The 21,377-nt window shown below is 35.0% G+C and carries 20 protein-coding genes and 2 riboswitches; of the genes, 5 read left to right on the top strand and 15 right to left on the bottom strand.

Going from position 1 to position 21,377, the window contains the following annotated elements:
- Positions 1-56: 56 nt before the first annotated feature.
- Positions 57-1,754 carry a methyl-accepting chemotaxis protein gene (locus tag ACFPM4_RS04685; RefSeq protein ID WP_382348297.1) on the bottom strand — a complete coding sequence of 566 codons (1,698 nt, stop codon included), beginning with the start codon at positions 1,752-1,754 and terminating at the stop codon, positions 57-59.
- A 424-nt stretch (positions 1,755-2,178) separates the two neighbouring features.
- Positions 2,179-2,263: riboswitch (cyclic di-GMP riboswitch) on the bottom strand.
- 283 nt (positions 2,264-2,546) lie between these two features.
- Positions 2,547-4,424, bottom strand: coding sequence for a beta-L-arabinofuranosidase domain-containing protein (locus ACFPM4_RS04680; RefSeq protein ID WP_382348294.1), 1,878 nt, complete (start codon positions 4,422-4,424; stop codon positions 2,547-2,549).
- Positions 4,425-4,592: 168 nt separating this feature from the next.
- On the opposite strand from ACFPM4_RS04680, the gene ACFPM4_RS04675 reads away from it, so the two are divergent.
- On the top strand, positions 4,593-5,444 hold the full coding sequence (locus ACFPM4_RS04675) for a helix-turn-helix transcriptional regulator (protein WP_144922600.1): 852 nt from the start codon (positions 4,593-4,595) through the stop codon (positions 5,442-5,444).
- Positions 5,445-5,634: 190 nt separating this feature from the next.
- On the opposite strand, the gene pgsA is transcribed toward ACFPM4_RS04675, so the two are convergent.
- The 3 genes from pgsA to ACFPM4_RS04660 form a co-directional block, all read right to left on the bottom strand.
- A complete protein-coding gene (gene pgsA / locus ACFPM4_RS04670; RefSeq protein ID WP_382348290.1) occupies positions 5,635-6,213 on the bottom strand; it encodes a CDP-diacylglycerol--glycerol-3-phosphate 3-phosphatidyltransferase in 579 nt (192 codons plus the stop codon).
- A 22-nt stretch (positions 6,214-6,235) separates the two neighbouring features.
- On the bottom strand, positions 6,236-6,697 hold the full coding sequence (locus ACFPM4_RS04665; protein WP_382348287.1) for a hypothetical protein: 462 nt from the start codon (positions 6,695-6,697) through the stop codon (positions 6,236-6,238).
- A gap of 251 nt (positions 6,698-6,948) precedes the next feature.
- Positions 6,949-7,488, bottom strand: a complete 540-nt coding sequence (locus tag ACFPM4_RS04660; RefSeq protein ID WP_382348284.1) for a GrpB family protein — start codon at positions 7,486-7,488, stop codon at positions 6,949-6,951.
- Between the two features lie 149 nt (positions 7,489-7,637).
- Here ACFPM4_RS04660 and ACFPM4_RS04655 point away from each other — a divergent pair, with 149 nt between their 5' ends.
- The 3 genes from ACFPM4_RS04655 to ACFPM4_RS04645 all read left to right on the top strand — a co-directional run bounded on the left by ACFPM4_RS04655 (position 7,638) and on the right by ACFPM4_RS04645 (position 9,190).
- Positions 7,638-8,156 (top strand): hypothetical protein, encoded by a 519-nt coding sequence (locus tag ACFPM4_RS04655; RefSeq protein ID WP_382348281.1) that lies wholly within the window; start codon positions 7,638-7,640, stop codon positions 8,154-8,156.
- Positions 8,157-8,624 (top strand): NUDIX hydrolase, encoded by a 468-nt coding sequence (locus ACFPM4_RS04650; RefSeq protein WP_382348278.1) that lies wholly within the window; start codon positions 8,157-8,159, stop codon positions 8,622-8,624.
- A 77-nt stretch (positions 8,625-8,701) separates the two neighbouring features.
- Positions 8,702-9,190 (top strand): NUDIX domain-containing protein, encoded by a 489-nt coding sequence (locus tag ACFPM4_RS04645; RefSeq protein ID WP_382348275.1) that lies wholly within the window; start codon positions 8,702-8,704, stop codon positions 9,188-9,190.
- Positions 9,191-9,459: 269 nt separating this feature from the next.
- Here ACFPM4_RS04645 and ACFPM4_RS04640 read toward each other — a convergent pair whose 3' ends face one another.
- The 7 genes from ACFPM4_RS04640 to ACFPM4_RS04610 all read right to left on the bottom strand — a co-directional run bounded on the left by ACFPM4_RS04640 (position 9,460) and on the right by ACFPM4_RS04610 (position 17,398).
- Positions 9,460-10,482 (bottom strand): matrixin family metalloprotease, encoded by a 1,023-nt coding sequence (locus ACFPM4_RS04640; RefSeq protein ID WP_382348272.1) that lies wholly within the window; start codon positions 10,480-10,482, stop codon positions 9,460-9,462.
- A gap of 180 nt (positions 10,483-10,662) precedes the next feature.
- Positions 10,663-11,031 (bottom strand): hypothetical protein, encoded by a 369-nt coding sequence (locus tag ACFPM4_RS04635; RefSeq protein WP_382348269.1) that lies wholly within the window; start codon positions 11,029-11,031, stop codon positions 10,663-10,665.
- 153 nt (positions 11,032-11,184) lie between these two features.
- On the bottom strand, positions 11,185-11,961 hold the full coding sequence (locus ACFPM4_RS04630) for a class I SAM-dependent methyltransferase (protein ID WP_382348266.1): 777 nt from the start codon (positions 11,959-11,961) through the stop codon (positions 11,185-11,187).
- A 543-nt stretch (positions 11,962-12,504) separates the two neighbouring features.
- Positions 12,505-13,464, bottom strand: a complete 960-nt coding sequence (locus tag ACFPM4_RS04625) for an ABC transporter permease (RefSeq protein WP_382348263.1) — start codon at positions 13,462-13,464, stop codon at positions 12,505-12,507.
- Positions 13,465-14,616: an ABC transporter permease gene (locus ACFPM4_RS04620; protein ID WP_382348260.1), complete on the bottom strand. Its 1,152-nt coding sequence runs from the start codon at positions 14,614-14,616 to the stop codon at positions 13,465-13,467.
- A complete protein-coding gene (locus tag ACFPM4_RS04615) occupies positions 14,609-16,141 on the bottom strand; it encodes an ABC transporter ATP-binding protein (protein WP_382348257.1) in 1,533 nt (510 codons plus the stop codon). The genes ACFPM4_RS04620 and ACFPM4_RS04615 overlap by 8 nt, the downstream gene beginning before the upstream one ends.
- A gap of 114 nt (positions 16,142-16,255) precedes the next feature.
- On the bottom strand, positions 16,256-17,398 hold the full coding sequence (locus ACFPM4_RS04610) for a BMP family lipoprotein (RefSeq protein ID WP_382348254.1): 1,143 nt from the start codon (positions 17,396-17,398) through the stop codon (positions 16,256-16,258).
- Positions 17,399-17,529: 131 nt separating this feature from the next.
- Positions 17,530-17,631: riboswitch (purine riboswitch) on the bottom strand.
- Positions 17,632-18,555: 924 nt separating this feature from the next.
- Between ACFPM4_RS04610 and ACFPM4_RS04605 the strand changes: the two genes are divergently transcribed.
- Positions 18,556-18,690: a hypothetical protein gene (locus ACFPM4_RS04605; RefSeq protein ID WP_382348251.1), complete on the top strand. Its 135-nt coding sequence runs from the start codon at positions 18,556-18,558 to the stop codon at positions 18,688-18,690.
- A gap of 2 nt (positions 18,691-18,692) precedes the next feature.
- Here ACFPM4_RS04605 and ACFPM4_RS04600 read toward each other — a convergent pair whose 3' ends face one another.
- Genes ACFPM4_RS04600 through ACFPM4_RS04590 form a run of 3 tightly spaced genes read right to left on the bottom strand, consistent with a single transcriptional unit; the run spans position 18,693 to position 21,319 of the window.
- Positions 18,693-19,697 carry a CBASS cGAMP-activated phospholipase gene (locus tag ACFPM4_RS04600; RefSeq protein ID WP_382348248.1) on the bottom strand — a complete coding sequence of 335 codons (1,005 nt, stop codon included), beginning with the start codon at positions 19,695-19,697 and terminating at the stop codon, positions 18,693-18,695.
- Complete coding sequence (locus ACFPM4_RS04595) at positions 19,675-20,172, bottom strand: type II CBASS E2 protein (protein WP_382348245.1); 498 nt, start codon at positions 20,170-20,172, stop codon at positions 19,675-19,677. The genes ACFPM4_RS04600 and ACFPM4_RS04595 overlap by 23 nt, the downstream gene beginning before the upstream one ends.
- On the bottom strand, positions 20,159-21,319 hold the full coding sequence (locus ACFPM4_RS04590; RefSeq protein WP_382348242.1) for a nucleotidyltransferase domain-containing protein: 1,161 nt from the start codon (positions 21,317-21,319) through the stop codon (positions 20,159-20,161). The genes ACFPM4_RS04595 and ACFPM4_RS04590 overlap by 14 nt, the downstream gene beginning before the upstream one ends.
- Positions 21,320-21,377 lie beyond the last annotated feature (58 nt).

Raw genomic sequence — 21,377 nt, 5'->3', positions numbered from 1 at the left:
AACTACCCCCTTGTCAATAGGAGGTAGTTTATAAATTTTTAAGAATATCGGTTATTTTAGTTCACTTTGAATCGTTGAATTAATGCGTCGAGCGTATTCGCATTTTCTTCTAGTGATTTTGCACTCTCGGAAACCTCTTCCATTGACGTACTTGCCTGTTGGGTGGTCGCAGAAACTTGTTCCACACCGGCAGCACTTTCTTCCGAAACAGATGCGATATTTTCGATTGCAGAGTTAATCGTTTTTGTGTTGTCTAAAACATCATAAAGTGAAGATGACATGGAACGAATTTGTACTCCGACAGTTTCAATTGCTTCTTTTAGATTTGTAAATGTATCTCCTGTTGTTTTAATCTGGTTCGTACCTTCATCCACCAGTTTGTAGCCCTCATCTAGTGATTCAACTACTTGCTTTGACTCGTCCTGAATATCCGTTACAATCGATGTAATATCTGTAACTGATTCACTTACTTGTTCAGCAAGTTTTTGAACCTCAGTAGCCACCACTGCAAATCCTCTTCCTTGTTCTCCTGCTCGTGCCGCCTCAATTGCAGCATTTAGTGCAAGTAAGTTGGTTTGTGCCGCGATATCCTTGATGACATTTACTAGGTTTGAAATGTTATCCGTCTTATTGTCTAATCCTTTGACCATTAATAGAGATTGTTTCATTTTTCCATTTATCGTAGCCATTTTTTGAACAGATTCCTCCATGTAATGACTACCATTTTCTGTTAATTGAAGCATCGTATCAGATTGTTCCTTAACTGACTCACCTTTTAAAGCAACGTCCATAATTTGTTGAGAGAAGTTCCCCATATTTTCATTTAGAGTTGCCGAAGAATGTGCTTGTTCTTCCGCTCCTGCTGATAACTCTTCCATTGTTGTTGCAATTTGCTGGCTACCTGCTAATAATTCATCAGAGTATTGTGTTAGTTGCTCGCCTCTGTTCTTTACACTACCGGAAACATTTATCATATCTTTTACAATAGTAAGTAGACTTTCATTTGTTGAATTAACAGAATGAACTAGTTGACCTATCTCATCAATTGATTTTGTTTTTAACGGTTCATGTCTCAAATCTCCGTTTGCTATTTGTTTCATCCGTTCTACTACCATTTTTATTGGCTTCGAAATAAAGTGCGATGTGACAATTCCTACAATAATACTTAAACCAATAATTAGAGCTGTAATGACAGATGTTACATTTAATGATCTATTACCATTTAAGATAGTGTCATTTCCTAATTCAGTTAACTTTTGTTCACTCTCAGAAGCTAATTTTTCATATCCAATCATTAATTCACGAGCTTCCGGCGTAAGCTTTTCCAGATTTTTAAGAGCTAGGTCTTTATTTCCCTTATCATATTCATTGAATACTTCACTAGCTATGCTTTTACGCCATTCTACCGTACGATTCATTAGTGTATCGAATTCCTCGGTAACCTCTATCTCTCTAATTATCTTTTCTGCTTGTATCCCTTGCTCTGTATACTCATTAAATCGATCCTTAAAGTCACCACCAAATAATACGTAGCCTCGTGCAGTTCCAATTCTATTCGCAATCGTTGATACTAATTTGTCATTTGCTATTAATAATTGAACTTCGTTGTTAAGCATACTCTCAATATTTTTATTAGATTCTTTCGTAACAAAAAAGTTGTACACTCCTAAAATGACAACTAACAAAATAACAATGGAAAATCCAGATAAGATCTTCATTCTAATACTTTTAAAATTTGTAATTCTACTCATCATTTTTCTACCCTCATTATTCCCATATTTTTAATGTTTTTTTCTGTAGAAACTTTAACATGGCCATATTCGCAAGCTTTTCTCTTACTTATGTATGTATAACTTTACAATTCCTTTTTTATTTCATATTGAATAAAAACAAAGTCCATTTTCCTAATTTTCTACTCCTTAACAAAATGCTCTGTTAAACTCTGTTGTTGATTTTTGCTCCTGTACACTCGCTTTCCGCGGGCACGGCCTCAGCTAAGTTGTTAACAACAATGCACTTTAACAGAGCCTAACAAAAAACATAGAATTAGGCGTTTTATCCTAATTCTTCTTTAACTTGGCCATATATGATACAGAAACATAAAGTGTGAAAAAGATAACAATCTCGAAGTAAAAAAAAAGACCGCACCGAAAAAAGGGAGTCTTCTATCTCCGCTATTTCGGCAACCCGACTACCATAGCAAATTCGCCTTAGGTTCGTGGCTTTGCGTCCTTACCTTTCAATAAGTTTGCCATTATCTTATAGCCTATTAAATTAAGTTTTCTACATTAATTCTATTTATAGTATGACAAAATTAGTGCAATTTCAACAAATTTCGACATGGTTATTTGGGAAATATGTGAATATTTATAGAGAAGTAGACTACTGCGTATAGATATAAAAGTAGTAATATAGACAGAGGTCACTAGGCTATTTTTTTTAATGCAAATCTTTATTCAATGCAAAAAGATGTTTCCTAGAGACATAACTTTTCTCTAGGAAACATCAAGTCAAAAAATATATACCGACCTTAACATCTATTCTTTCTAGTTTTCCACATACACTTTCGATTTCACTTTAAAGTATATTTGATATGGCTCATATCCAATATCTCGTATTCTTCTAAATTGAATGGCTGGGTCTTGGTTTTCTGTCTTAAAGAAATATCTCCAACTTCCCCACTCACGTTCGTTTTCCAATGTCAGCTCTGAAGTGATCTCATTGATATCAGCAAACAAGATTCTTTCTTCCTGACAAATACCTGCCAACACTTCCGGTCCATAACGGAATGCACCCATATTCTCATCATCTGGTAGAGGTATAAATTGGATTCCAACCGGTAAGATGATGCTAACCTTATCACCATCAGACCATTGCCTTTCCATCTTATAAAAAACATTACACTCATTTGTTTTTCCTTGTAGTTCATTGTTTACATAAATCTTCGCTTCCGAAGTAATCCATTCCGGAATCCGATAATGAATGGCGAACTTCATGCTTTTAGGAGTCTTTATTGTAAAATCATACTTTCGGTATGTTGGGATATTTTCATATGAAGCAGTAATATCATTCAGAGCCTGGGAGCCTACAATATCGGATGATGTCAAACTACTCCCCGACATATTGTCTTGATTCATGATTAGTCGAATATCTTCTTCATTAATGGACGTGTTCAACTCAGAACTAAAATATTGGCACACATATATATCGTTATTGTCCTGGTAATAAATATTACGGTTCAAGGCTGCATTTGCTTGAACCATCGTACCATGGCAACAGAAAAAGCTTTCCGTCTCCGTGCTCCAATCTTTACGCAAACCTGCTTTCATTGGAAGGAAATATGTCAGCAATCCTGTGTACGGGTAGTTATGCTTATTACCAGTTAATCCATATTCTCTATAATAAGCCTGTGCCATGATGCCGTTATATAAGTTGTACTCTATATATTGTGCATAATTAGGATCATTTGTATATCTGAACAGAAAATCTGCCAAGCGGATCATGTTATATACTGTACAGTGTTCCTGATTCTTGTCTCCCAATCTTGCTTTCATCTTCATTTTTGGCATCCAAACTTCGCCAGCGGTCTGACCTCCAGTTGCAAGATAGCCTCTTTCTGTAACAGCACACTTCCAATATGCTTTGACAATATCAAGCCACCTTTCTTCCCCAGTAATTTCATAGGCTCTTGCACAGCCAAGTACTTCCGGAATAGTAGTGTTAGCATGCATATTAGTAAGAGGATCTTTTCCTTCTAGTAGTGGTTCAAAGAGGCGACTACGATAATATCTTTCTAATAAAGTACGATATTTAGCATCCCCTGTGATTTCTAGTAGTTCCGCCCAAATTTCGAGCATCCCTCCTGTTTCTGCATCCAGAATATCATCAAATTTTTCTTTTGAAAATGTACTGCTCCATTGTACAAACCAATCTGCAAAACTATCAGCAACTTCTAGCGCTTTTTTATTTCCAGCAAAGAGGTACATATCCACTAAGCCCATAAAAGTTTTATGTAGATTATACTGAGGTGCCCAAATATCCTTTCCACTAGCTATCCAATGGAGATATTTCTCCGGGATAGAACCTACCCATTTCCCCCCATTATCTTTTTGACATTCTGCCAACTCATCCACAATCAAATCCGCTTTCACTTTTAGTTCCGGATCACCTGTCTGATCATAATGAATGGCAGCCGCAGATAGCCAGTGACCCAAAAAATGACCACGCATCTGACATACAGGCGTTTCCCATCCCCCATGGGCTCCTGGAGGTATACTCCTTCCTGAAAATCTCCCAGCCTCTAATTTAAAATTAAATAGCAGATTATCATTCGTCAGTTTCATCAAGTACGCTCTGTTTGCTGCTTCCCTACGTCTTAGCTCACCATCATAAAGAGTAACGTTCTTACCTCTCAGTTCTCTCATAGCAAATCCCCCAATAGTGTTAAATTTCCCGCTCATATAGTTGGACTACAATAATATATACAATTTGAACTTTCTTAAAATACAGATTATCATTTATACATAGTGATTTATATGAATAAACTAAACTCTTTTTTACAATATTTCACACAAGTAGGAGGACTGATTCTGATGAGTAATATTATCTTTGAGTTACCACCACTTCCTTATTATGTAACCATTGGTCAGACAACATATGAGGCTGGTAATCAACATCCGAATCGCAGAAATATTGGCATATTTGATTTGCTTATTGTAACAGATGGCTGCTTGTATATTGGAGAAGACGACAAACATTGGGAAGTTGGACCCGGACAGTCATTACTCCTACTGCCTGACCGATACCATTACAGTACGGGACCATGTCAAATGGAGACCGCCTTTTACTGGATCCATTTCGACTATTCCGGTACCTATCGTGAATCTAACGAAGAAGATTATTCACTTCCAATTCGGCATGCTTGGAGCAATCCTTACAAATTGAAATTGCCACAATATACAATACTATCGAATTTCCCTAGAATAGAGCGACTCCTGCTTCAACTACTTGAGTATTCCAATCAAAGTGGGTCGATCAGTTATTGGAAAACACAGCAACATTTCATGGAACTGATACGATGTGTGGTAGGGGAAGGAGCAACTACACCATCCACAAAATCTGTCCTGAACCTAGCGGAGCAAACAGAGGCATATCTACGTAGTCACTTTCAAGAAAACCTAAACAATGAGACGCTATCCCGAGCGTTGAATTATCATCCTAATTACATCGTTCGTTGCATGAAAGATATCTACAAGTGCACTCCTATGGAATACTTACTGCAATACCGAATAGAACAAGCAAAACTCCTCCTCATAAAGACAGAATGGTCGGTAGCCGACATAGGCGCACACGTAGGATTTCAGTACACCCCTTATTTCTCAAGTTGCTTTAAACGTCATACAGGATTGAATCCGCTCGCCTTCAGAAAACTACACGCGGATTAGGTGAAGATATCCAAATTGCAATGACTGGAACATAGGAAAGTAAGTGACAAACATGAATAATAAACACTTCCGTTTTAAAGAGGTTTTCATTTTAAATAGGAAAAAGAATGGCATGTCAAAGCTGTTTTCAGCTTGCACGCCATTCTTTTTTGTTATTCCTAAGTTTATGTACCGTTGATAAATTAGTATTCTACATACTACTAAGAATAATATGCTTATTTTTAACGAAATAATCCCAACCTGATAATAGCGTAATAAACATGGCTAGCCATAATGATAAAATATCAAATGGAACGCCAATATACGAAAAAGGTACATTGTGCAAGAGGAGGGCTGAAATAGAAATTATTTGAATACGTGTTTTCCATTTAGCAAAATTACTAGCAGCAATGACTATTCCTTCCTTTACTGCAATAAGCCTAAGTCCTGTCACAGCAAACTCCCTACATAATATAATAATAGCAATCCAAGATGGTACTATTTCCAATTGGACTAACGCTATCAACGCAGCAGCTACTAATAACTTATCCGCTAAAGGATCCAAAAACTTTCCTAAGTCCGTGATTAGATTATATTTTCTGGCATAGTATCCATCTAATCCATCTGTTGTTGATGCAATAATAAAAAGAATTGCAGCAATAAAATGTGCGTTAGGAATATCTATTCCTTTTATTTGAACCTCTCCTAAAGGAATTGGAGCTAACAGAAAAATTAAGAATACAGGAATAAATAATATCCTAGCTATCGTTATCTTATTTGGTAAATTCATATTTTCCCCCTTGGTATTACGTTTATCTACCTAGTCGTTCAAGTACATCTGAATAATTTTCGTTAATAATTAGCATTGGTTCCTTAATAGACTTTAAGATATCTTCTATGTTAACAAATTCATTATCTTTTTCTTCACTTATGATTCTAAAAACTTCAATTACAGCTTCCATTTTCTCTTTTTCTTCATCACTTATAGAATACGAATGATTTTCAAGAAACTTATTAGTCATACCATTTATAAATTCATCTACACGAAGTAAGCTAAATTGTAGTAAATCCCAATCAGATGCAGCGTCACCCATATATTTTGTTCTTATAGTAAATAAATAAGAATGAATGTTTTTACTTTCTCCGTTTACAATTCTCCAATTTTTGTCGAACTCACTTTTTACATCACTAAATTCTTCTTTTTCTACAGGCAATTGAATAAATTCTTCAAGCCTATTTGCTAGATTATTACCTTTAACTGAAATAAAATCCAAACTGTCATAATTCCTATCAATACTCTGTTTAATATAGTGTCTGTACTCTAAATGAATATAGATACTGTAAATAATATAAACTCCAATTGCTAAAAAAATAACTCTCTTTATATACTTTTTCAAATCTGCTTTAGACATATATTCCCCCTAATGGTGATATTACTTTTTTATGGACTTTGCTTCCCTCAGGTGAATCAGCAAATAATTCTTGAATTGTCACATTAACCCTCCATATATTATTCATCGAAGCATTAGTTACCTAATTTAGGAGAATTTCGTTGGCGGGCCCATTCATTTGCTTTTCCAACTAGTTTATTAACAAATTGCTGTTTTTCCTCTTGATACTTATGATGTACTTCCGGATACTGTTTTGCTAAGTTTATTTTTAATTCTCCATACTTTTTAGCTTCTATAGGATTTTGTAACAGATATTCTTTAAAATTCAAATGAGTTTTTATAAACTCGCTTCCCATTTGAAAGATATGTACGTGGTGTGTTCTATTATCCTTACCTTTTGTAAAATATCTTCTTCCAGCAATACCGTTCTCGCCTTTTGACTCATAACCTAATATCAACATTTTACTTTTGTATAAATCAACGTTCACAATATTCCTTACTACGATTAAGATATCAATTATAGGCTTAGCGTAACCTACTGTTGGTATTGAGGTGCTTCCAATGTGGAAAATATCAACTAATTCATCCTTAAGAACTTCTTTTAATTTACCCTCTTCATGGCAGTAAGATTTTTCCCACTCTTCGGACCAGGGATCAATTTTGGTTTTCCTCAAAAGAAAATCTCCTTCTTACAATATAGTTAAATTCAATTATACCAAATAATAAATCTCCTTTATTAATGAGTTATGTTTTAGATTGGATGCCCATCATAATTCTATTAATTAATTCAATATCATAATAACAGTTGGTAGCAGGACTAAAAATGTATTATGTCGAAGTGTATAAAATAATAGAAATTGTTGGAGGAAATAATACCATGTCCTTTGGTCCACAAAAGATTAGTTTGGAAGAGGCTCATTCCTCTGGTATAGATGTGAATTTTGAACAAATGATGAATGGAGAAAAACGATATAGATTAGTTGCTTCCGATGGCAGTTCATATTGTCGAACTGTAGGTTCAGAACAAGGAGCATGGCAGAATAGTCATTACCACAAATATGTTAGCGAGCTCTATCTTGTTCAATTTGGATGGATTGGTTATGCAGAAATAGACAAAAATGGAGATTTGAAAGTACATATTCTTCACGAAAATGAAATTGTAACAGTAAAACCTTATGTTCATCACAATATCTACATGCCTGCAAATTCCGTCACTCACACTATTAAATATGGTAGTTCAGGAGAAGAAATAGACTGGTTCCCTTCTAAAGAATTAGATATATTCACAAAAAACATTTCTGAAAAAGACTTACTTCAGTTAAGTAAGATAAAGGAGAAATAGATGGACTATATAAAACATTTAAGATCTATGGTTGGTAACGAAAAAGTAATAATGGTCGTTGCTGGTGCATTTGTCTTTGATAAAGAAAATCGGGTGCTTATGCAAAAGCGCTCTGACAATGGACAGTGGGGATTCCCAGGTGGATTTATGGAATTAGGAGAAAACGTACAGGATACTGCTAGAAGCGAAGTTTATGAAGAGACCGGACTTGTTTTAAATGAATTAGAGTTATTTGGAATTTACTCAGGACCACAATATGACAAAGTCTTTCCTAATGGGGACCAGGTATCATTAGTTCAAATCTCCTTTATCTGCAAAAGTTACACAGGTGAATTAGTTGAGAGTAATGAAGAATCACTTCAAAACAGCTTCTTTTCACTAGATAATTTACCAAGTAACATTTTTACGGAACATCAAGTTTTTATTGATGATTTCCTGTCAAAAAAGAAACTTCCTATCGTGAAGTGATATTGGATAGTGTTTTATCAATAATGCTTAATTACTAATACCTATTAATTTATCTTTTTATTGTGGAGGTAGGTAAGATGTCTATAGCTTGGGAAGATTCGTATTTAGGTAGGCTAAGAAAAAAAGTTGGTTCTCAAATGATAATTGCTCCTGCCGCAAGAGCAATTATTCAAAATGAAAAGGGAGAAATACTCTTTGTTAGAAGAAGAGATAACGATGCTTGGGTTATGCCTGCAGGTGGTCTTGAACTACATGAATCGATATTTGATTGTTTAAAACGTGAAGTGAAAGAAGAAACAGGACTAGACGTAATTTCAGCAAAGTCTATAGCAATGTATACAGGGCCTAAATATGAATATACCAATGGATATGGAGATGAGAATAAGATGTTTGCTGTTGTGTTTCTAGTAGAAGAATGGTCCGGTAAAATTCTTAAAGAAACCGATGAAACATATGATGCAAAATTTTTCTCATTACATAATCTTCCAGACATACCTAACCTTTATCGTGAATCTATTGAGGACTTGGAAAACTATAAATTAAATGGAAACGTAATATTAAAGTGAAAAACAAACTATATTGCTTTTAAAAGTAAAGAGGTTGAGACAAAACGGTTTGACCTGGATGTAAATCCGAACAATGTAAGTGTAGCTATAACGCTTCGGAAATACACTTCGCTGGTAACTATAAAATTTTTGTAATTGAAAAGATGACCGAACTATCTTGTCTTAAAATCAAGTTATAGTTCGGTTTTTATTTGCATCCATATTCCTCTGTCCCAGCCTCCTACTTGATAATTCAAATTGTTTTGCACAGACTTAAAAACATAAAAAAGCTACCTTGCCTTATACTCAAAAGATGAAAAACCTTCGTTATTTCTAATATTCACAAATTCTCCTTCATAATCTTTGTATAAATATATCCCGTCGTCCTCATTAATGGGTCTATAAGATCCATCTTCTGACTCTTTTAAGAAAACAATAATTTCATCATTTACTGTTAGCAATGTAGTATGTTCTCCAAATACATTTGTTACTCCATCACTACCACCCATTTGTGAAATCACTATTTTTTCTTCCTTTATATCCCCTTTTATTACATCTTGTATTTCTAGAATATGTTTTGTTGTATAAGGTTGTACTTTATTTTTATCCATATGGCTTCCCAAGTAATCAATTACTTTAGCTCTAACAACTAGATCGGCATCTTTTTCTAATGCAATTTCGTCCTCATAATACACAGACCAGGAAGGAGTTAAGTAGATTCCGTCTTCTTTACTAGTAGATAATATCGACCCTATACTTTTTTTATATAAATTATTTACAACTGTTATATCAGCAGAAGTTGGTGAAAGCGCACGTGCAGGACTTCCGTTACTTTTAAACGTATACGGATACATAATGGAGTTTGTTGGTATTTCTACAACAGAGACATGATTTAAACCTAATGAATGACCTATTTCATGTCCGGCTAGTCCAGCTTTAATCGAAGCTGTATAGTTACTCTTACTAGTGTGATAAGTATTAAAGTTGAGTACAGATTTTGTAATAACACCATTACCGTGAGTTGTTTTCGCTATTCCATCCCAATCGACATTAGAATCGTATACATCATAAGCGTAATAATTAGAACTATGTGATCCTACAATCGTTGATACTTTAAAATTTGTTGAATTCTTCCACTTTGTGGCCCCAGTAGACCAGGCAGAATAATTACTTGAATAACTCGAAACCAAAATTGTTTGTGTTGCACTTGCCCATCGAGCAAATGATGTTGGTGCAGCAGATGCAAAATTAGTTGATAGAAAAAGAGTTAAAACAGAGAATAATAAAGCGCTTACAAAAACCAACTTCTTCATACTTTACCTCCTCCAAATCATATATGAATCTCTTATTTTGATAACTACCTTAATTATAGTTAGAAGGTTATCATTATTCAATCTATAAAACACTTAATCAATTAATATAAGAATGTAAATCAAAAAATACAACAAAAATAACCCTTCCAAATAGGAAAAGGGTGTATTAGGAAATTCTATTTACCTATATTCAGTTGCGAAAAAGTATTCACCTTCATGAATCTCGTATATTATTTTATTTGCATGCTCAAGAGATCTATATAACTTAGTTCCAGTTTTTAAAGAATTCGTATCAAGATTCTCCACCTTAAATTTAGCATCTGTATCTCGATCCACTATATTTCTCCTAACCTCTCCAATAAACTCTCCGACTAATGTAGTATCTGCTTTTTCTTTTGTAATAATATATGATTTATTCTCAACCCTCACAAATTCATACGCCCAAGAAGTCTCTTCCACTGTTATAGATTCATCCATTGACTTGGGGTTTGGTGGTCCATCACAACCCATTAGTAATAAAGCAAGTATTAAACTCAATAAATACTTCATTAAAACCACCCCACTCCTTTTAACAGATTAGACGTAGAAGTTGTTTGGTTAGTTACAATTACCTTATTTAAAATTCATTGCCATATCAATACAACAGAAAGCCACTCACGAGACGTTAAATTCTCGGGTGGCCTTTTTGATAAAGCTGTATAATTATTTAACTGCCTTCCAAATTGTCCATCTATCTCTTTCCACGATATTTCCTTTAGTCGAGACAGCTTCATCTATATAATTAATTAATGATTGTAATTCATTATCGTTCAATTCATGTAAAATACTTCTTCCTGTTCTCTTACTAAGGTCTTCTAATAGTTGCTTTTTATTCATATACACTTTTCTTGTTTCCCATAGCTTAACTTCTTGAATTTCTCTAAATCCAACTTCCTTAAGTGTTTGTAATACATATTGACTGTTATATCTGCGCTTTGACTCTTTTTCAATTAAGCGTGGAAATAGTTCAAAGAAATATCCCCTTATATGACTATCAGTACCTTTTAATAAACAATCTTCAGGGGTACGGTCTTGAACGATATATACTCCCTCATCCTTCAATAGTCTATATGCCTCTTCAAAACATTTTTGCAAATCTTGTATATGATGTATTAAAGCTCTTTCAAGTAGTAGATTGTAGTTGTTGCTTTCTAAACCTGTTTGAAGAGCATTACCTTGTGTAAATGATATGTTTTGATAGTCTTTACAGTTTTCTCTTGCTCCCTTAAGTATCTCTTCAGAAAAATCGATACCCGTAACAGAAGACACTCCCATTTCAGATAGTGCCTTAGAATAAATTCCTCCACCACACCCTATATCCAGTGCCTGAGAGATATTGTCAAACTCAACCAGATCATTTATAGCCTGAACCCACGTTTCATCTACTTTTCGAGTTGAATACGTATTACGGTTTTTCTCATGATGAAAATCAATACCCATATAAGATTCCCCATTTCGACTTCAGGTTATGATAAGTGGAAGGCTTTAATTATTCGTATCTATCTCTTGTTGTTACCTTCTATCTCCAATTTTAAATCAATCAGTTCAAAAATAAAATATTTATTGGACTATCCTCTAATATAAAAGCTAGCTATTCACACACTGCAACCCAACATTCTTAAATAAGAGCATAAATCCTTTCCCCGAAATTCTGTCCCTTTAGCTAAAAATAACCAACTTCAATTTGCAATAAAAGTATGTAGCTTTTATTCTTCTAGATTCATAAAAACATAAAGAAGAGACCTTTCATTAAGTACACAAACTTAATGAAAGGCCTCTTAAAAAACCTTTCGGCATCTTAATGATACTAATGATGGTCTTCTGTCTAATATTACAGGGGCTTAACCCTAGATAACATCCTGCTGCCAGTAAGATGAGAGTTTGAATATTCTTTAACCACTGGTGTTAAGTGTACAGAATATCAAGGTATTGCGAAATCTGATCTGTAACATTCAATACGTAGGAAACCGCCTTTTAAGCGATTTATCTTTTTCCTTTATCATAAATTTCACCTAATGCTCTCGGAGCCCGGTTCGATTTAGAGAAAAAGATTAATAACAATAGCGTTAACACGTACGGCAAAATCATAAATAAATCAGTGAAACTGCTTGGCAATGCCATTGCTTGTGCAAGGAATGTTCCCCCTGATTTGGCAAAACCAAAAATAAGGCAGGCAGCTAAAGTAGGGAGGATTCTCCAGTTGCCAAAGATTAATGCAGCAATGGCCAAAAATCCGTACCCCATATAAATGTTTGACGAAAATTGAGCTGAAATGGAATAGGCAAAACACATGCCAGCTAGACCTGATAAAAGACCAGATATGAGAACAGCAGAAAACCTTATCTTTGATACATCTACACCTGCTGCATCAACCGAATGTGGATTTTCTCCACTCGCTCTTAGACGCAAACCAAATTTAGTCTTATATAATAGATACCAAGCAAAAATAGCAATTACAACGATGATCACTTCGAACGGATATACATCCGTAAAGACCGCACCAATCACTGGTATATTGGCTAAACCTTCAATTGTAAACCGCTCTGAAACACCTAATCGAAACTTGTCCGAAGCCGCTCCAAAAACGAGTGCATTGATTTGCGTTGTCAAGAAAGTCGTTAGTGCTAACGCAAGGATATTAATCACAACACCGCTGATGACTTGATTTGCCTTAAATTTAATACTTAACACAGCATGGATAATGGAAAAACCCATCCCACCAATCATGGCAAAAAATAAAGCCACGTAGAAGAGATTTTGAACATCCGTTCCATAGGCATTTGCGATTAACACAGCCGACAGTGCTCCAATGAATGCCCCAAAACCTTGAAATCCTTCAAGCGCTAAATTGGTAATTCCACTTTTTTCACTATATATACCGCCTATTGCCATGATAAAAAGGGGTAGAGCAAAGGATAATCCATCAATAATAATTGTATCCATTTATGATTCACTGTCCTTTCGATCCACTTCTTTATCTTTCAGGCGGCTGACTTTATACTTCAAGTACTCACCACATGCACAAAACAATAGGATTAATCCAATAATAACAGAAGTAATTTCTTGTCTGATTCCAGCCTGAGAACTCATATACGTACTCCCTTGATCAATAATTGATACTAAGAATGATGAAAAAATAATTCCTATTGGATGAGAGTTTCCTAATAGTGCCACCGCAATGGAATCAAAACCGATACTTGATAGCACTTTTGGCTGTATGGAAGAGAAATATCCTAAATAATACGTCACACCTGCAAGACCAGCCAAACCTCCTGAAATGATCATAGCTAATACAGTATTTCTTCCGACCTTTATTCCGGTATATTTTGATGCATTCCTATTAGATCCTACAGCTTTTATCTCAAAACCAACTACTGTTTTATCTAGGAGAAACTTTATAAAAATAGCGATTACGATAGCCAAAATAAAGCCCAATGGTATATCCATCTTCAAGTTAGCCATCTCGACATTTACTAAAGTCAACCTTGCAGCTTCCGAAATATATTTTGATTGTCTTGATATCGGATCAATGTAATACATATGAATAAAGAAGCTTATCACATATTGGGCAATGTAATTTAGCATAATCGTAGATACGACTTCATGAATGTTAAATTTATATTTTAGCCACCCAACTAGACCGCCCATCAAGCCGCCTGCAACAATTCCTACTAGCAACACAAGTGGTTTTGCAATGATGGCATCCAGCCCGCTATAGCCCACAATAATGGTCGCTAAAAAGCCAGAGGCGAGCATTTGTCCGGAAACCCCAATATTAAATAGGCCCGCTCTTAGAGCAACAGCTACTGCCAAACTAGCAAATATAAGTGGCGTCATGGCGTTTAGCAAACTCAAAAAATCAGTAAGCATGCTCTTGTAGCCCGCATAAGAAGCTTTAGGCAAGATTCCTGCTCCTTGGAACAAGTTGTAAAACGCTTGTATTGGATTTTTGCCGAGTAACAGTATGACAATAGCCGCAGCAATAAAACTGATTAGAATAGAAATTACCGGAATTGTGATTGGTTGCCATTTCTCATTCCGTATTGGCCAAAACAGACGATAACTTAAGCTTGTTTTCTTTTTATTCTTACTCATGCTTTGCCCCCATCATATATTCGCCGACTTCATTCGTCGTTAATGATTCACTGCTTGCAATTTTTTGGAGTTGGCCATTGTAAATCACGCCGATCGTATCCGCTACATTCATAATTTCGTCTAACTCCAATGAAATCAAAAGAATTGCTTTTCCTTGATCCCGTTGTTCGATTATCATCTTATGAATATTTTCAATCGCACCAATATCTACTCCTCGTGTTGGTTGAACGAAAATCATGAGCGGAGATTGTAGTTCGATTTCGCGAGCAATAATGGCTTTTTGTTGGTTACCGCCACTCATTGATCGAACTTGCGTCTTATTCCCTTGTCCACTTCGAATGTCATATTTATCAATCAGCTGACTGCCAAATTGCTCAAATTCCTCTTTATTCAGGATTCCTTTTTTAGAAAAGGGCTCCTTGTAGTACTGCTTTGATGCTAGATTTGTTGCTAAATCAAAATCCAAAAATAGCCCAAAGCTTTGGCGATCTTCGGGAATATATGAGATTCCAGTTTCAGTTCTGCTTCTTATACTGTCATGCGTAATGTCCTTGTCATTAAGGAGTATTTTTCCACCACTGACTTTGGTCAATCCAGCAATGGCATCCGCTATTTCAACTTGACCATTATCAGCAACACCCGCAATCGCAAATATTTCACCACTGTGTATCGTAAAGGAAACGTCTTTAACTACTTCAAATCCATCCTCATTTTTCACGCTTAGATGTTCTACTTTCAGAACTTCCTCTTTAAATTGAGCAGGTACTTTTTCAGATTCAAAACTAACTTCTCTACCTACCATTAATTGAGCCATAAGGTTGACCGATGTTGTCTTTACATCCAACACACTAACTAACTTACCTTTGTTTAATACTGCACATCGATCCGCCACTTTCTTTATTTCTTCTAACTTATGGGTAATCAAGATGATGGTTTTTCCATTGTTTCTTAAACCTTCGATTATATCGAGTAAGAAATCAATTTCTTGTGGAGTTAAGACTGCAGTTGGTTCATCAAAAATAAGGATTTCAGCTTCACGATAAAGCACTTTTAAAATTTCGACTCTTTGCTGCATAGATACAGTAAGTTCAGCTATTTTTTTGGTAGGATCTACTTCTAAGCCAAAGTTTTTAGAAAGTTCTTCAATTTTGCGATTTGCATTTCGAATATCTACATATGGAAAAAGACCAGCAAATTTTCTGATGGGCTCGACTCCTAATATAATATTCTCAGTAATCGAATAATCTTCGACTAACTTAAAGTGCTGATGGACCATTCCGATGTTCAAGTTAGCGGCATGATTTGGTGAGCTAATTTTCACTTTATCTCCCCGAATATAAATTTCTCCCACATCCGGCTCGTACATACCACCAAGAATACTCATCAAAGTTGATTTACCTGCACCATTTTCTCCAAGTAAAGCAAAGATTTCTCCCTTTTTAATGCCAATGGATACATCATCATTCGCTACTATTCCAGGAAATCGCTTTGTTATATGTTTCATTTCAACAATATAATCAGACATTGTTCTTTCTCCTTCCTCACAGTAATAGGAAAAATAATAGAAGTTCATCATTCCCTAATTATTCAATTATTAGGGATATGATAAACTTCTACTGTTATTGTGTTCTAATTAATCTTATAGTCCTGGAAAGTCTTCTGGAGAATGTTCATTAAAATTAGATGCAGGTACGATCGTGCCATCTTTTACTAACTCGTAAGCCTCATTCAATTTACTTAGCGTATCCTCAGATAATTGATGATGGCCTTCTTCTTTTATAAAACCAGTTGAATCCGTATCTGCATATAGAACTACATTTCCACCTTTAAAGGTACCATCAACAACAGAATTCAATGCTTTCTCAATGTTCATAGCCATGAATTTTACAGCAGATGTTAAAACGATATTTTCCGAACCATTTGCACCGTCTTCATATTGGTCAACATCCACACCAATTACTTTTACGTCGTCTTTAGCTTCCTTGACTGCTGTGAATACACCATTACCAGTACCTCCTGCAGCAACAAAGATGATATCTACCCCTTGATTAATCAATGCATTACCGATTACTTTACCAGTTTCTTCATCTGCAAAGGATCCTGCATAGTTACCACCAACATCAGCCCCCGTTACATCAGTCCCTGCATAACCAGATAATTCAACAATTTCAACATTTTTCCCATACATCTTATTAGCATAATTCACACCAGATTCAAAGCCAAATTGATAGTTTACGTTTGAAGGATAAGCAATCCCATTTACAACCGCTACTTTGTTTGTCTTAGTTTCAAGCGCTGCAGCAATTCCTGCAAAGAATCCACTTTCTTGTTCAGCGAAATTCATCGCATAGATATTATCAAATTCAGTTTGACCATCTACGGGAGCTGGCTCAGAGTCATTTATAATAAAGATCTTATCAGGATTATCTACAGCGATACTAGAAACCCCCGCAAATTGGAACCCAGGAGTAACAATAACATCATAATCTGCAACAATATCAGCAACTGCTTGTACCGCTGCTGCAGGATCACCTGTTGGCTCTTTAACATCTTTTACAGTTGCTGTTGGATTTTTTTCAATAAAACTCAAAATACCGTTATAGTTATCTTCATTAAAGTTGCCATCATCAACACCTGAAGGGCTTGTTACAATAGCAATTTTTAATCCTTCTCCAGACTTATCTCCATCTTTATTAGCTGAGTCCTTTCCGCATGCTGTCATTACCACAGCCATTAAAGCAATAAATAATATAAACACTATTTTCTTTGTACTTTTATTCATTGAAATTTTCCTCCTCTGTTAATCTTGTTGAATAATAGTCTTGTAAAAATTAAAAAGCACCGGGTTACACCGGTGCTTGACTTGAGGAAGGTAGATAATAGTATGAAACGAAAAATAAGTTTACATCTCCATATTTATGTACACAACCTCGTAGTCAAGCTATTTACGGTAGCTTGGTAGAAACGTTTGGGCCATATCCCCAATATTATACGAGAATAATATTTAATTTTTACTAAATCATAATAACATCAGAAGTCACAATCCGTCAACAAAAAATACGAACATTCTTTACTAAACATAGATCAATATTCGTAATACCAGCGATAAGAACTTCAAAACAATCACATAAAACGATTTTTTGGTAAAATAAACCAACATTATATAATGAAAATGGCTTATAAGAAATTTCAGGTAATTAAAAGAAAAAAGAAGCCTCCTAAAAGTCTTATTGGAAGCTCCCTTTATTATCTTTCTATTAGCATTTCTGTATTATATCCCTCAAGTGCAATAAATAAAAATGAAGAATCGCCCATTTACGATTCATGATATAGTGATGCCTTGATTATTTAAGTAACATTTCTGTACCTCATTATTATTTTGGTATAACTTTTCTAAATAACAACCAACTCTATCCTTCAATTTTTCTGGAAGATATAATACATAACACTCGTGACCCTTTTATTAAAAGTAAAGGGTCTTCAACAAAAACAAAAAGAAGCCTCTCACAAGTTTTCACAACTCATGAGAAGCTTCTATGTTAGTATTTCACTCTCATCTTACATAAAACCTAATAACAGCTTCTAGTTTATGATTTTCAATAATTTCTTTTCGAATTGTTTTTTGTGCTTTTTTTAGGAAAAAATATCCTAGACGTTTTATAGAGCTCGATAGTGACTCAGTTGTCACTCTGTTTATTAATAAATAGACGGAGACTTTTTTTTTGAAACTTTCTATATTGCTCGTTCAGCATCCATCAACTATAAGATGGTGGATTTATTTCCTCATCCTGGCTATCCGATCCTAACGAAGCTCGTCAGAACTAGAATGACTAGGTTATTAAAACTCTTAGGTATTGATCCGAAAAATTATAAGCCACATACCTCCGTCACACACATACATCCCTTCTTGCTGAAGCCGAAGTGGATATAGATGAGATTATGGATCGTTTAGGACATAGTGATGAGAACACCACTAGAAAAATATATCTTCATGTAACAAACCAAATGATTCAGAAGGAAAATTCTGAATTGGCTTTTAATCATATATATTGCTTTTCATTTTCCTATATTTAAGTCTATTTATGATAAGGAATGAAATCAGAGGCTTTTTTATCAAAGAAAACATCTCTTAATTCAGGTACTTCTATTCGAGCCCTTGCATACCCCATCCCTTTTAGCTCTTCTATGAATTCAATACTATCTAAGCCATATTTTCCGTTTGTAACTGTTTCATCTATTCGGAATATATTATTATTTTCCCGATGATTTGCTAATAAATATGAAGTCCCCATTGACTGCTTGGATTGAGCTAACATAAATATTTCTATTAACTTTAACTTTGTCGCCCAATCGATTGTTCCTTTATCCTGTTTACTTATATCAAAATCCATTGGGGCATTTGTACACCCCACACTTAAAACCTTAAAATCTTCTGGCTTCCAATTAAGTAAGGATATTGCTTCAACCACCGCTAAACCTGTTGGATTATTCGCATATACTCCTCCATCTACCAATGGGACATTATTTTCAGATAAATGAGTCTGAAAATAAGTAGGCGCAGCAGAAGTTGCAAGAGCCACATCGACTACTTTTGATCTATAATCCATTTGCAAACGAGGGTGATGACTTGTTTTATAAACATGTGGTTCCCCATTCCCAATATTAAAGGAGGGTATGACTAAACGAGTTTTACTTTCTCCTAATTGCCTTTCCCCAAACTTTAACTGAACTTGCCTTTTTAACACTTCTGCATCATATTTCGCTTGTCGTAAGTACGATATGTTATCTATCAATGCATCAGTTTTCTTACTAATGCCCTTAAATAAGGCTGTTTTCCTTTTAACACCATTTTCTCTTTTTACAAATACTTCTGGACCAAGTTCTTCATAAAACTTAAGTAGATCGTTTGCTGAAAAACCCAATCCCAAACCTAATGCAATAATTCCTCCAGTTGATGTTCCTACAATTAAATCAAAGTATTCACCAATTTTTCCACTTAAAGTGTCTTCAATGGAAGCTAAAAATGAAATTGGATAAACCCCTTTTATACCACCGCCATCAATCGACAAAATTTTGTACATCCTCTTCCTCCTCTATTTCTGTATGTTCTATACCTCCACCAAGCCATTCACCTGTAACTTGCCAAATTTCATAATATTTTAGCCATAGGCTTGTCCAAGGGATAATTGTTTTGGAAATCCACATAGTACGCTTCCATTCTTTCGCTTTTGGATAAAATAAACATAAGCGATCTTGTTCATACATGTGAGGAATCGGTTTAAACTTATATCTCTTAAGTTCCGGTGAGATAACCCATACTTTGGGAGCACCCTCTAACCCATATTCTATTTTTATTTTATAATTACAACTTAGGTGCGTAGGTTGAAGAGTACCAGTCATAACAATCTTATCCGAACTCGAAAAAATCAACGAAAACTGTGGAAAAATTGCTTTTACTGAGTATGCTTGTTCACTTAAAGAGAGATTCTTTTTTAGAATCTCTCTTTTTGGTACATTCCTTTTTTGTTTCCAATTACGCTCATTATTTATAGCCATAGAATGTATTCCTTGGCATTCGAGTTATTTCTTCTTTGGCTACAGCTGTAAGTGGAGCAGCGGAAACAACACCAGCCGTAGTAATGCCTAATATTCCTTTATTACGTAGTGCCTCATTAAAGCTAGCCTGTTTCACAAAGCTTTTATTAATTGGCTCATCGCCAAACATTTCTTTTAATTTAGCTGCTACTTCAGGTAATCCGAGTTCTTTTAATTCATTTACATGCGCCCAATCTCTTTGAAAGTCTTTTATAAACTGAACAAAAATTTTATAAAGCTTTGGTTCAGTATCCCAACGTTCACTCAATATTTCAAGTTCATTCATTGGGTTTCTGACGACTATTTTCTTCCCCTTAGCCGATAGATTAGATATCCCTTCAAGAATAGCCGTGATTGCTTCATTAACAGAGCCCTCACGATTATATAAACTTGCTGCAAGTGTTGTAAGCACGATACTTATTGGTGCTTGTTCAAGTGATTCCTTAAAATAAATATCCCGATGACGCTTAATTAATTGGATTGCACGTTTTAAAGGTGGTTTCAATTCAACTTGCTCCACATCAGGTAATGGTTCTATTTTTGCACTTTTTTCAAATAGCTCTGTAAGAATTAGTGGTTCATAGTCTTCAGCAATCCGTTCAAACCAATTGGCATATCCTTTTGGATTACTGTCCTTCCATTCTCTTTTTTTTCTGTCAGGAACCTTTACGCAACCTTTATCATCTTCTACCACCGGACAAGCAGGAAGGATGTCCATATGGAAATTTCGCTTGTAATTCAACCTTATGCATCGGTTTTTTCTCTCTACCATAGGCTTGTAGGTTTCATTTTCATTAAGTCTATCTTCTATCATGTCAAGAACCTCTACCGGATTATCATAATGCTCCCAGTCCAAATGGAGTTCACAAACTAAATCTAAATCAAACTCTTGTTTCCGAATAGGTTGAACAGTAGTACCTATTCTTAGTGATCCTTGTGAGTAAATATCTATCTCAACATCTTGAAATCGCTCTACATCATCAGAAAGCCATTTGGCTACTGCTTTGTATGATGTTTCTGCTTGCTCGTGTTGATTTGTACTAATTTGAATTTCTGAACAAATCCTCTGTAATAGTTCCTCCATTTGATTTCCTCTACCTAATTTCATCTAATCACTCCAACAAATAATGATTTATTTATATAAGTGAAAATGAATTGCAAAAACT

Source organism: Lederbergia graminis (assembly GCF_042655485.1).
Lineage (GTDB): Bacteria > Bacillota > Bacilli > Bacillales > Bacillaceae_C > Lederbergia > Lederbergia graminis.
Note: the sequence above shows the minus strand (reverse complement) of the source record. Positions and strands in the feature narration are given on the sequence as shown.